General features: G+C 62.7%; 6 protein-coding genes. All 6 read right to left on the reverse strand.

Annotated features, from left to right (window positions below):
- Positions 1-63 precede the first annotated feature (63 nt).
- The 6 genes from trxA to J5N58_RS23885 all read right to left on the reverse strand — a co-directional run bounded on the left by trxA (position 64) and on the right by J5N58_RS23885 (position 12,006).
- Positions 64-384, reverse strand: a complete 321-nt coding sequence (gene trxA, locus J5N58_RS23860; RefSeq protein ID WP_112830666.1) for a thioredoxin — start codon at positions 382-384, stop codon at positions 64-66.
- 75 nt (positions 385-459) lie between these two features.
- The gene (gene addA / locus J5N58_RS23865; protein WP_244713572.1) at positions 460-4,014 is read right to left on the reverse strand and encodes a double-strand break repair helicase AddA; all 3,555 of its coding nucleotides are present in this window, start codon (positions 4,012-4,014) and stop codon (positions 460-462) included.
- Positions 4,004-7,186: a double-strand break repair protein AddB gene (gene addB / locus J5N58_RS23870; RefSeq protein ID WP_244713593.1), complete on the reverse strand. Its 3,183-nt coding sequence runs from the start codon at positions 7,184-7,186 to the stop codon at positions 4,004-4,006. The genes addA and addB overlap by 11 nt, the downstream gene beginning before the upstream one ends.
- A gap of 3 nt (positions 7,187-7,189) precedes the next feature.
- Positions 7,190-7,921: a nucleotidyltransferase family protein gene (locus J5N58_RS23875; protein ID WP_113338029.1), complete on the reverse strand. Its 732-nt coding sequence runs from the start codon at positions 7,919-7,921 to the stop codon at positions 7,190-7,192.
- Positions 7,922-7,930: 9 nt separating this feature from the next.
- The gene (gene tsaE / locus J5N58_RS23880) at positions 7,931-9,454 is read right to left on the reverse strand and encodes a tRNA (adenosine(37)-N6)-threonylcarbamoyltransferase complex ATPase subunit type 1 TsaE (protein WP_244713612.1); all 1,524 of its coding nucleotides are present in this window, start codon (positions 9,452-9,454) and stop codon (positions 7,931-7,933) included.
- The gene (locus J5N58_RS23885) at positions 9,451-12,006 is read right to left on the reverse strand and encodes a sensor histidine kinase (RefSeq protein WP_112830671.1); all 2,556 of its coding nucleotides are present in this window, start codon (positions 12,004-12,006) and stop codon (positions 9,451-9,453) included. The genes tsaE and J5N58_RS23885 overlap by 4 nt, the downstream gene beginning before the upstream one ends.
- Between the last annotated feature and the right edge of the window lie 185 nt (positions 12,007-12,191).

The following is a 12,191-nucleotide window of genomic DNA, read 5'->3' on the forward strand; positions in this document are numbered from 1 at the left end:
AGAGTTTGAACCAATGAAAAAGCCCGGCATTGCCGGGCTTTTCTCTTTGCTTTTGGAAGCGGATCAGGCTGCGTTCGAAATCCAGCTTGCCAGCGCCGTCTTGGGAGCGGCGCCGACCTTGATGTCAGCCACTTCGCCACCCTTGAACATGGCGAGCGTCGGAATGGAGCGGACACCGAACTTGGCGGCCAGTTCCGGGTTTTCATCGATGTTGAGCTTCGCGACCTTCACCTTGCCAGCCATTTCGGTGGCGATTTCTTCGAGGCTCGGAGCGATCATCTTGCAGGGACCGCACCATTCGGCCCAGAAATCAACGACGACCGGTTCGGCCGATTCGAGAACTTCGGCCTGGAAATTGGAATTATCGACTTTTACGGTAGCCATCTGGCTGCTCCTTTACGGGTGCTTTGCTTGCAACATATCTGATGCCGACGCCGGACATTTTCAATATCTTGTATCTCACGATGTCTTGAGCTCGGCAAGCGATTGCGACAGCAGTGTGTCGGGAAGTGCGACGACAGAGCCGTTTTCCGTGTAGACGAGCAGGCATTCGAAATCCTTGCCGGGATAAAGCGGGCGCAGGATTTCCCGGTAAATCGCGAGCTGGGCGCGGTGCGACAGCGGAACCTGCGATATTGTGGCCGGCGGTGTCCGGTTGGTCTTGTAGTCCATGAGAACGACCCGGTTCCCGATGACCGCCATGCGGTCGATACGGCCGGAGACCGCGCGCTCCTCGCCGTTCAGAATAAAGGTGCCCATGACCGCGACTTCCGCTTCGCCGCGAGACGAATAGACCGGTCGCAGATCGGGATGGTCGAGAACCGAAAGGATCGTTTCGAGCAGGCGTTCGCGTTCCTTTTGCGGCCAGAAGCGGGCGGCCCTTTCTACATAGCGTCTGGCTGCCGCCAGCCGCTCCGTCTCGGCGATCGCCGGAAGCGCCTGCAGCATGCGGTGAACCAGGCGACCCTTCTGAAGCGCGATGCCGACGGATGCCTTTTCGCCAAACAACGGCGATGTCACCAGCGCATCGTCCGTTTCGTCGACGACGATCGATCCTGCCCCGGAGGGACTTAGAGGACGCGGCAGGCTCGTCTGAGGCGGGAGCGGACGGAGCAACGCTTCCGGTAGATCTTCTGCCGCCGCCTCCGCTTTCTCCTCGGTCTCCTGCGGGAACGATGCTTCGCTGCCGGGCAGGCGCCAGGAGAGGCCTTGCCATTCACCGTCCGGACCGCTGAATGTCACCTCGCGGCAATGGGTTTCGTCGCTGCGCAGCGCATTCTCGATCATCCGGTGCCAGATATCGCCCTGGTCCTGCACGCCGCGATAGCCACAAACGATCAGCCGGTCGGCCGCGCGCGTCATCGCCACATAGAGGAGACGCCGGTATTCCTCTTCCGCCAATTGCTTGCGGCGCTCGGTATCCGTTGCGACAAGCGAATTGCCGAGAGCCTTGACCGGCACCCAGACGGGCAGAGCCGGCAGGATCTCGTCGGTCTCGATCAGCCGGAACCTGGCCAAGTGACTGTGATTGAAAGCTTTCGATCCGCCGTCGACAAGGAACACCACCGGAGCTTCGAGGCCCTTGGAGGCATGCACCGTCATGATGCGGACTTCGTTGCGATCCTTGTCCTGCTCGCGTTTGACCTCGGGGGCTTCCATTTCGAGAGTCGAGACAAAGGCCTGAAGTCCCGGCAGGCCGGCGGTTTCGAAGGACAGCGCGAAAGTCAAGAACTCGTCGAGAATGTCGCTGACCTCGCTGCCAAGGCGGCCGAGATAGGCACGGCGTCCACCGTGGGGACCGAGCACGCGGGCATAGAAATCATGCACCGGCAGGCTGCGCGACAGCCGGAGGAATTCGCCGAGGCGTTTCACAGTCGCTTCCCATCGCGAACCCGGTTCCGCGCATTCCGCCAGCATATGCTCCCAGAGGCCCCGTCCTTCCGGACGATACGCGGCAAGTTGGAACAGCTCGTCCTCGCTGTGGTTGAACAGGGGGCACTTGAGCAGCGCCGCCAGCGAAAGATCGTCAGCCGGCAGCAGCAGGAAACGTCCGAGCGCCAGGAGATCCTGAACGGCGATATGGGAGGTGAGCTTCAGCCGGTCGGCACCGGCGACGGGGATGTTGTCGAGCCGCTTCAGCGCGCGGGTCAGCGCATTGACGAAGCTGTCACGCTTGCGCACCAGGACGAGGATATCGCCGGCGCGGATCGGCCGTTCCCTGCCTTTTTCAATGATGGTCTGTCGGCCGATCATCTGGCCGATGGCAAAGGCGATTCGGCGGGCCAGTATGGCGGATGGCGCGCTCTCCGGCGTTGCGTCGAAAGGCGCGGTCCAGTCCTCGCTTTTTTCATTGGCCTCGGCGACGATCATCGACCAGAGATCGACGGCGCCGGGATGGCCGCTGCGGCTCGACATATGCACGACAGGATTGCCGGCGGCGCTGAGCCCCCTGATATTGTCCTCGACCGAGAAGACCTGATCGACCGCGGAGAGCACTGTTGAGGTGGAGCGGAAGGATAGCGGCAGCCTGACGGAACTGAACAATTGTCCGCCCCGGTCGACTTCCCGTGCGACCTGTTTCGCTTCCTGGGAGAAACGCTCCGGTCTGGCGCCCTGGAAGGAGTAGATCGACTGTTTCTCGTCACCCACCGCAAAGAAGGTCCGCAAGACGTCCCGAGCGCCGCTGCCGGTAAAGAAGTCCCCGCACAGCGAACGGATGACCGACCATTGCAGCGGACTGGTGTCCTGCGCCTCGTCCACGAGGATATGGTCGATACCCTGGTCGAGCTTGTAATGCACCCAGGGGCCTGCGTCGCTTCGGATGAGGAGTTCGGCCGTCCGTGCGATCAGATCCTCGAAGTCGAGTTGACTGCGCTTCTTCTTGAGATCCTCGTAGTCGGCATCGAACCGCAATGCCAGCGTCAAAGCCGCTTTCGTCGCCATATACATGCGGAAGATGCGCAGCCGGTCGCGGCAGGCGAGCACGTGCTCGCGCGCGGCGATCACCGCATCCTTCAGCTCCGGTGCCACCTTGCTCATAGCGGTCGCGATCAGCGAACTGTCGGCTTTCTTTGTTTCGGATGCGGTCAGGAAAGTCGAATCGAGGATGCTGGCGCGTTCAAGCGGATCGTCGGTCTGGCGGGCTACTGAAAGCGCATCGGCAACGGCCTTGACCTTTTCGCCGCCCTTTTCTTCGGCAAGACGGATGTAGAGCGCCAACATCCCGCCGTGCAGCCCGGCCAGCGGCCAGTATTCGCCTGCAAGCGAGATTTCGGAGGCATCGTCGGAGAGGCCGAAACCACGCCTTAGTGTTGCGTCAACGCCGCCGAAACGCTCCGAGGCGCGTGAGAACTGGCGGATGGCATGGCGGTTGGCGACGACTTCGCCGAGTAATGTTTCCAGTCCGCTTTCGTCCGAAATGGAAAGGACATCGGCAAAGGCTGCGGCAAGATCGGCATCCTCCTCCGAAGATGTCGCGGTGAGAAGCAGGCGCTTCGCCTCGGCGAGAACCGCGACGGATGCCCGGTCGTCTAGAACGTTGAAATGACCGGCGACATTGGCTTCCAGCGGAAACTGGTGCAGCAGAGCTTCGCAAAAGGCGTGGATCGTCTGGATCTTCAGTCCGCCCGGCGTCTCCAGCGCCTTGGCGAACAGCCGGCGTGCATCCGCAAGCTTCTGGCGGTCCGGCCGTCGCCGTTCGATCTCATAGATGCGCTCGGAGAGCGCCTCATCCGAAAGCGTCGCCCAGTCGGAGAGCCGCGCGAAGACGCGGTTCGACATTTCCGATGCCGCCGCCTTGGTATAGGTCAGGCAGAGGATGGAAGAGGGACGTGCGCCACCGAGCAGCAGTCGGATGACGCGCTGGGTCAGCACATGGGTCTTGCCGGAACCGGCATTGGCCGACACCCAGGCGGAGCGTCGCGGATCGGAGGCAAGCGACTGCTGCAGCGTCGTCCAGTCGAGCCATGTATCGGGATCGGCACTCGTTGGCAGTGCAGGCGTATCACTCGTCATTGCCAGCCTCCTCACGGTCGGCGGTCGACCATTCGGCGACGCGGGCCAGATGATCGTATTCGCCGCCGAAATCGTTCTGCTGCGCCGGGATGAGCCGCGAAACGAAGCCGCGCTCACCCGCCTGCAGGGCTGCAACGAAACGGCCGAGTTCGGCGACCGACTGTGCGGCAAGATCGAGCGCGGATTTCCTGTTGTCGCCGCGGCCGGTGAGTTCGTTATTCACCTGATCGGTCTGGAAACGATCGCCCGGCCGCAGCCGGACATAGATGAGGTTTTCCGGGAAAAGCCGGCCGGCATCGCGGAATGCCCCCTCCGTCAGGGCCGCGGCCTCCAACGCGAGCTGGGGATCGAGCAGACTGCGCGCCTGCGCCACGCTCGGGCCAAGCCCCGTCTTGTAGTCGATGATATCGGCATGACCGCCGCCCTTGATGTCGATCCGGTCGGCCACACCGGTCAGGCGAATGCCGACGGGTGCCAGATCGACACCGCCGCGAGCCTCGGTCAGCGTCTGGCGGATCTCCGGCCGGCGCCTTCCCTCCCAGCGGAGGAAAGCATCGCCGACGGCTCGAAACCGCTGCCGCCAGACGATGTCGATATGGGTGGGAAGCCCTTGCTCGTCGAACAGCCGGTCAGTGATTGCGCGCATCGCGGCGGCACCGGCGGGGGTCAGGGGATCATGGCCTTCGCTGACGAAGCGCTCGATGATCTTGTGATAAAGCGTGCCGCGCTCGGCAGCACCCGGATCCTGATTGAACGGATCGACGGGATCGAGCCGGAGAATGCGGCGGGCATAAATGGAATAGGGGTCGCGACGGAAGCGCCCGACCTCGCTGAACGAATAGCTGCGTGGCTGAAGCTCTGCCGGCGGTTTCGGCGCCGGCCGTTGGGCCAGCGATTGGCTTTCGCCCTTATCGAGCAGTTCGACATAGTGGCGATAGATATCGCCGCGTGCCTTTAGCCGGCTTTCGAAATCGCCGCCGCCAAGCGCGAGCAGCCGTTGCAACCAGCGGGAGGCAACCGTCGGAGCCGAACCCTGGCGAAGGGCGCGGGAGAAGATCAGTTGGCGTGTGCCGCAGGCCATCTCGAAATCGTGGGCGAGCTGGCCGATGCGCTTTTCCGGCGGTTCCAGCCCGATCTCCGTCTTCATCATTCGGGAGAGGAAGGGGTTGTTGGTGGTCTGTCCGGGCCACGAACCTTCGTTCAGGCCACCGATGACGACGGTATCGACATTCTGCAGTCGGGCTTCCAGCGTGCCGAAGATGAAGACGCGCGGGTGACGCATTGCCTTCGGTTTGACTGCGACGCCGGTCATCAGCGCTGCCATGATATCAATCCACTGGGGGCCGTCGGCCTCGATCTGGCCGTCAGCGCTCATGATTTCCGCAAGCAGGTCCGCGAGCCTTTCGCCGGCCTCGTCTGACCAGAGAAGCGAGAGATCGCCCTTGTCGTCGGCGCAGACCGCTTCCAGCGTCCGTCCGGTTCGCTCGGCCCATTGGCCGACGGGCAGCCTGTCGGACAGGCGCCGTTCACCAGCTTTTGCCACGAGGGCCGAGACGAGCGGCTCGGCGGCCGCGGAAATGCGCGATGCGAGCTGGCCTGCGGCCTCGATTGTTTCACGGGAAACCCCGAGCCGCCATTGGGGCGGATGACGGTCGGTCGTCTGTTCTTCGCGACGTCGTTCGAAGAGAGCCGACAGCGTCGCGAGATCGACGGGCTGCACGCCGCCACGCAGCGCGATCACCTCCAGCGCATCGGCTGCCGAGCGGTAGGTATCAGCATCGAAGCCGAATCGAACGAGCGGATGTTTGAGCAGCGAGACGATCGCCACGGGATCGCCCGGCCGCAGCGCCGCTTCGAGCAGGAGTTGGACCAGCATGCCCTGCGGTGTCGCGGTGAAGGGCGTGCCGGCCGAATCGTCGGCGATGATGCCGAAGCGTGCCAACTCAGCCGTCACGCGGCGCGCCAGCGTCCGATCCGGTGTAATCAACGCCACCCGGCTTTCGCCGCCCTCGCGCTGCTTTTCGAGACCGAGTCTGAGCGCAATGGCGATGGCTGTCGCTTCCTCGCGTTCGTTCGCCGCCTCGATCAGGCCGACATCGGCAAAGGCGGCTTCCATCCGCGCGGTGCCGAAATCGTCGCGCCAGATCTTCCATCCGTCCGTCGCCCCCGCGGGCGCCATGGCGCGTGACAGGATCTCGGCACGATCCGCGAGATCCGAGGACGCCTCTGCAAGCGTTTCGACATCCCGCCGTTCGACGCGCATGCGCCGCAAGAGATGAAAGAGACCGTATTGCGGATGGCCGCGCGAGGCGGGATCGGAAATACGCTCGGCTTCGAGCCCGATCCGCGTCCAGTCCTCGTCCGGCATGCTCATATCGAGCCCGGGCAGCACCACCGTTCCTTCCGGTCGTGCCGCGATGGCAGCGATAAGGTCGGCAGCGGCGGGGATGGAGCCGGTGGAACCCGCAACGATGACGGGATCGCTGGAGGTTGAACGGGCGAGCCTCTCGGCCTCGCCACGCAGGACGGCATCACGGTGGCGCGCCGGCGAGGAGCGGGTCAACTCCTCCAGGCGCGCAGGCCAGAAGTTGGTGGCAATAGCGAGGAATTCGGCGGTAAGTTGCCACCACGTCGCGAAATTCGACGTGTCGAGTGTCTTGAGTGATGCCCAGTCGCAACCTTCCGTTTCCGCGGCATCGATGAGCTCCGTCAGCGCCCGGGCGAGCCATATGGCGTCTGCCGGGCTTGCCGGCGCGACCAGGGGCGTGTCGGAATGAATGCTGCGGACCACGTTCGGCAACTGGTTACGCCAGGCAAGGATAAGGCGCGCCAGTTCGAGCAGCATGACCGTACTGCTGACCGGTGGGGCAAGGTCGAGCAGGAAAGGCGTTTCTTCCTCAAAGAAACCGCTGTCGTCATCGGTTTCGCCAAGCGGCCTTATCATCGGCAGAATGGCCGAGCGACCGCCAAGCAGATCCACGAATTCCGAGCGCAGCACACGGGCGGCCCGCCGGGTCGGAACGAGAATGGTCACCTTCGCCAGCGAAAGCGGGTCCTGCGGATCGTATCGATATCCGGATGCAAGCCGGCCGTCGAGCAGCGTGGCTGCAAGCACCTTCAGAAAGGGCAACCCCGCCGGTATCGTCAGGACACGCGGTTGATGGGTCGGCATCCCTTATGCCTCGCCCGAGAAGCGCCGAATGACCGCCTCGGCTTCTTCGAGCGCCTCGGGTGTACCGACGGTCATCCAGTGCCCCGCCATTTCGAGACCGGCCAGACGCCCAGTTGCGATGGCCCGGTCGAAGTAGATGTTGAGGTTGAAGGCGTCATCAGGCGCATCGTCGAGAAGCGAGGGCTTCATCGCGATCGCGCCCGCATAGACCACCGGGCGGGGAAGCCCTTCCTCATAGCGGACAAGGCGGCCGTCATTGCCGAGCGAGAAATCCTTCTTGCCGTTGTGTCCCGTTGTGTTCTCCAGGGGGACGCAGAGAAGCGCCATGTCCATGCTTTCAGGGTCGAAGAAGCGCGCGAGGCGGCGGAGGTTGGAAGCGTCGCCCGCCTGGTCAGCGAGCCAGAAAAGATCGGCATTCATCACATAGACAGGGGAGCGATCGAGAAGCTTCAGCCCCTTGGCAAGCCCGCCGCCCGAATTCATCAGCCGGTCGCGCTCGTCGGAAATCACGATCTCGAGCTTCTTGTAACGCGACAGGTGCTCGACCATCCGGTCGGCGAGATAATGCACGTTGACCACCGCTCGTTCCACGCCGGCATCGGCAAGCGTATCGAGGACATAATCGATCATCGGCCTGCCGCCGACGGGCACCAGCGGCTTCGGGATCGTGTTCGTGATCGGCCGCAGCCGGGCTCCGAGCCCCGCTGCAAGCACCATCGCCTGGGTGATTTTCATGGCAAGTCGCTACGCTGATTCGGCCGAACCGATTCCAACCCGGGCACACCAGTCGCGCAAGGGGGCAAGTGCATCATGTTCGAAAGCGACGGACAGATGCCACAGGGTTCTCGGCATATGCTTCATGTAGCCTGGCTTGCCGTCGCGCTGAAGCAGGCGGATCCAGAGGCCGTTCAGCTTGCAGGCTCGCTGCGCCGACATGATTGCCCAGCTCTTGAGGAAATTCGCTTCATCGAAGGCGGGGTTCTTTCTGCGCAGGGAAAGATAGTCTTCCATCAGTTGGTCGACCAGCGGCCGTTTGACGGTGACGCGCGCATCCTGTACGATAGAAACGAGATCGTAGGCCGTTGGACCGATCATGGCGTCCTGAAAGTCGAGAAGGCCAATCCGGTCGCTTCCCTCTCTGTCACCGCGCCAGATGATGTTTGGCGAATGGAAGTCCCTGAGAACAAGCGATCTTTCGGCGTCCGACAGCGCATCGATCAGCCCGTCCCAAATGGCTAGATATTCCGCCCGTTCTTCCGTGGTGGCGGGCTTGCCCCCGCGCTTCCAGGGAAGGTGCCAGTCGATAAGAAGCTCCGCTTCCATCTTCATGGCAGTGCGGTCGTAGTCGGGAATACGGTGTATCAGCCCGCCATTGAACGTGATCTCGCGCGGGAAGGACGTCTCATGCAGGGCGGCGAGGCATTCGACGCTCGCCCGGTAACGGTCCGCAATCGGAACGCCGTTGTCGTCGAGAACGGTTTCGGGACCGAAATCCTCGATCAGCAGGATGCCGTTTTCGCAATCGCTCTCATAGATCTCGGGCGCGGCGAAACCCTTGTCCCGCAAGGCACCGGCGATAGCGACGAAGGGGTAAACGTCTTCCGCCAGATGCACGATCTGCGAATAGGGCTTGCCGTCACGGATCGGCGGGCCGTCCGGTTGGCGTGGCGAATCCATCAGGATCTTTCGCAGCCCTTCGGAAGGGTAGATGTATTCATAGGCGCGGGTGGAGGCATCGCCGGTCAGATGGCGCCGCCGGGCGCCAGCCAGGCCATGAGTGTCGAGAAAGCCCCTGATCTGGAGGACACGTGAGATTCTTGAGAGTTTGCCAGTTTCGGCCTCGATGACGACCTGTCGTCCACCACTGGCTTCAAAAGCAAAGCGGATGTCGATCCGGCGGGCGGGCAGGGCGGCGCCCGCCTTCTCCGGCCATTCCACCAGGCAGACGCCATCCTTCAGCGCGTCCTCGAAGCCGAGTTCGTCCAGTTCGCCCGGATCGCCGAGCCGGTAGAGATCGAAATGCGCGACCGGAAGACGCAGATCGTAATTCTGCACCAGCGTGAATGTCGGGCTCGGAACTTCGAGTTCGCTGTCATCCGCCATGGCCCTGAGCAGGGCGCGGCAAAGCGTCGACTTGCCGGCGCCAAGGTCGCCCCACAACGCGACACAATCGCCAGGCTTGAGGGCAAGCGCGAGATCCTCGCCAAGTTGCTGGGTGGCTGCTTCGGAACGGAGGAAGAGGGAAATGCTGGTCTGGCTATGGGTCATTCTGCGGCAACGGATTGGGGCATGACGGCTGTCGGGATGCGGCACGATACAGTCGTACCGCCCCCCGGGGCGCTGTCAATGGAGACCTTGCCGTTGTGGAGGTTGACGAAGCTCTCCACGATGGAGAGACCGAGGCCCGCGCCGCTGCGTCTGCCGCCCTTGCCGTTCGTCGAGAAGCGGTCGAAGACGGTCGCGAGCATGTCCGGTGTCATGCCGCAACCATTGTCATGAACGGTGAAGACGAAATCGCCATCTTCCCGCCAGCACTTCATTTCCACGGCCGATCCCTCCGGTGCGAAATTGACGGCGTTGGTCAGGATCTTGATGAGGATCTGTTTCAGCCGCTGCTGGTCCGCCACGATATGGCCGAGCTGGGCCGATGCCGCGATCTCCAGTGTGACATTGCCTTCCTGCAGGCGGTCGGTCATCTGCATCGACACGTCGTCGAGCAGATCGTTGAGATCGATGTCGGAATAGTCGAGACGCATGATGCCTGCATCCACCGTCGCCAGGTCGAGAATGTCGTTGACGATGGTGAGCAGAACGGAGGAAGACGTCGATATGTGGTCGATATACTCGGCCTGCCGTTCGTTGAGAGGCCCGATGGCCGGCGTTTTCAGCAGGTCCGTGAAGCCGATGATGTTGGTCAGCGGCGACCGCAGTTCATAGGAAACGTGCTGCACAAAGTCGTTTTTCAACTCGTCCGCCTTGCGCAGCGCCTCGTTCTTTTCCTTCAGAGCCCGTTCGGCTCGGACGCTGTCGGTCATGTTGACGAAGGTCAGCATGGTCTGGGCGTTCGGAAGCGGCGTCACCGCGTAATCGAGCACAAGGCCGGAATAGAGTTCCAGTGTGCCCTGGCTGGAGGGGCGTTCGTCCTCGAAGCTGGTGATGATCTTGCTGAAGGCTTTCCAGCCGTCGGGCTTGTCATAGGACGGTGCACAGGCCGTCTCGATGGCGCGGATGTGGGTGCCATGACGCGCTTCGGCTTCGGTGATGCCCCAGAGCGCGCGGAATGCCGGATTGGAAAGCTGGATGCGCCCGTCGGGGCCGAACACCGCAACGCCTTCGGAAAGATGATCGATGGTCTCGCCCTGCACGCGCAGCAGCGTATTGTAGCGCGTTTCGAGATCGACCTGTTCGGTGAGGTTTTCGAAGACCCAGGTGGCGCCGCCCTGCGGATGCGCAGAAGCGATCACGCGAAGCGTCTGGCCATTCGGCAGGTGCCAGAGTTCCGTCTGCGTGTCGAGCGAACGGTAGACGGCAAGCGTGTTTTCCTTCCACGCCTTCCAACTCAGCTGTTCCGGCAGCTTGTGGGCCGAACGCAGCCTGTCGAGCAGTTCCGCATGGTCGGGTCGGGCCTCGAGGAATGCGTGATCGAGCTCCCAGAGCTGCACAAAGGCCTGGTTGAAGAATTGCAGCCGCCGTTCGCCGTCGAAAATGGCAACGGGTGTCGCCAGATGATCCAGCGTTTCGGCATGGCTCTTCAGCGTACGCTGCAGTTCCTCGCGAAGCGCCTCCTTCTGGGAGACATCGATCGCCATGCCGCAGGAACCCGCGGGACCGCGCACGTCGACCACGTCGTAGAAGGTCCGGTTGCCTCGGACGGCGGTCGAAACGGTATCGTGGAAAGGGGATTCCGGCGTAACGCTCGCCTTGATCTTCTCGCGGGTCAGGCTGCTCAGGACCTCACGGTTTTCACGGATGGCCTGATCGGGAGAGGCTGCCTCGACCGCTTCGCTATAGGCATGATTGACCCAAAGCAGCCGACCATCGGCATCCCTTTGCCAGACGGGCTGCTCGATGGCGTCAAGCAGCGCCTCGAAGGTGGCGATGGATGTCTTCAGGCGGTTGCGTTCGATCTTGAGTTCGGCAAGCTCGGCCCGCAGGTTGTTGAGCGCCACGAAATGGGCGAAGGCGCGCCCGCCGGAAAGCCGGCCCTGCACCTCCAGTACTTCTCCGCGCTGGGTCTCCACGATGAGGTCGAAGCTGTGCGCGTCGAAACGAAGCTTCTCGATCGCCTTTTCAAGTTCGCCGGCCGATGCTGGCTTGAGCCAGCGGCCGAATGCGAGAAAATCGCCATCGGTCTGCGGCGCGCCGGTTTCGACCGGTAGCTGGCCGAGGAATTCCGGTCGGTTCTGTCCGTCCCAGATGACGATCCGGCGATTCTTGTCGGCGATCAGCGCCTGATACCGGGAAATCTGCTGATTGGCATCCGATAAGGCGGAACGCATCTCGGCGCCTTCGTTTTCGAGACGCGCGCGTTGGCGGATCAGCCAGACGGCCGAAACAAGCGCAGCGGAAAGGATGCCGATGACGAGGGAATAGCCGAAGGTCTCCACGGAGGTGAAGAGACGCTCCACGGGTGCCGCTACCGCCTGCGCCCGCGCAAAGCCCGGGACCACCAGTCCTGTCAGCGCCGTCGCTCCCATGCAGACCGACCAGATCTGCAGGAGCTGGTATCGCCTGCGCCCGTGCGATGCCTTGCGGATGCCTGCTCCTGCATGAGCCTGCTCCACCGCCTGTCCGAAGCCGTTCCGGCCAAGGCGCGTCATCGTTTCCCGCATATACGGGTCGCTATCATTTACCGACATATTCGGTCTGTCTCCGTCCTATGTGCCGCATTGTCGACAAGACATCCCATCTCGCGTCGCGCCGTCCGGCCGCGTCACGAATCAAGTTCTAAAACAATACTGCCTAAGGGAATCGTCGGGAAGGCCGGAGGGCAAAAAAGAGGCCG

The sequence above is a fragment of the Paenirhizobium cremeum genome (assembly GCF_022884085.1).
GTDB lineage: Bacteria > Pseudomonadota > Alphaproteobacteria > Rhizobiales > Rhizobiaceae > Allorhizobium > Allorhizobium cremeum.

What these genes read in the sequence shown, in the direction of transcription:
- J5N58_RS23875 (WP_113338029.1), bottom strand. Translation starts at nt 7,921, where the DNA reads ATGAAAATCACCCAGGCGATGGTGCTTGCAGCGGGGCTCGGAGCCCGG.
- J5N58_RS23885 (WP_112830671.1), bottom strand. Translation starts at nt 12,006, where the DNA reads ATGACGCGCCTTGGCCGGAACGGCTTCGGACAGGCGGTGGAGCAGGCT.
- addB (WP_244713593.1), bottom strand. Translation starts at nt 7,186, where the DNA reads ATGCCGACCCATCAACCGCGTGTCCTGACGATACCGGCGGGGTTGCCC.
- addA (WP_244713572.1), bottom strand. Translation starts at nt 4,014, where the DNA reads ATGACGAGTGATACGCCTGCACTGCCAACGAGTGCCGATCCCGATACA.
- trxA (WP_112830666.1), bottom strand. Translation starts at nt 384, where the DNA reads ATGGCTACCGTAAAAGTCGATAATTCCAATTTCCAGGCCGAAGTTCTC.
- tsaE (WP_244713612.1), bottom strand. Translation starts at nt 9,454, where the DNA reads ATGACCCATAGCCAGACCAGCATTTCCCTCTTCCTCCGTTCCGAAGCA.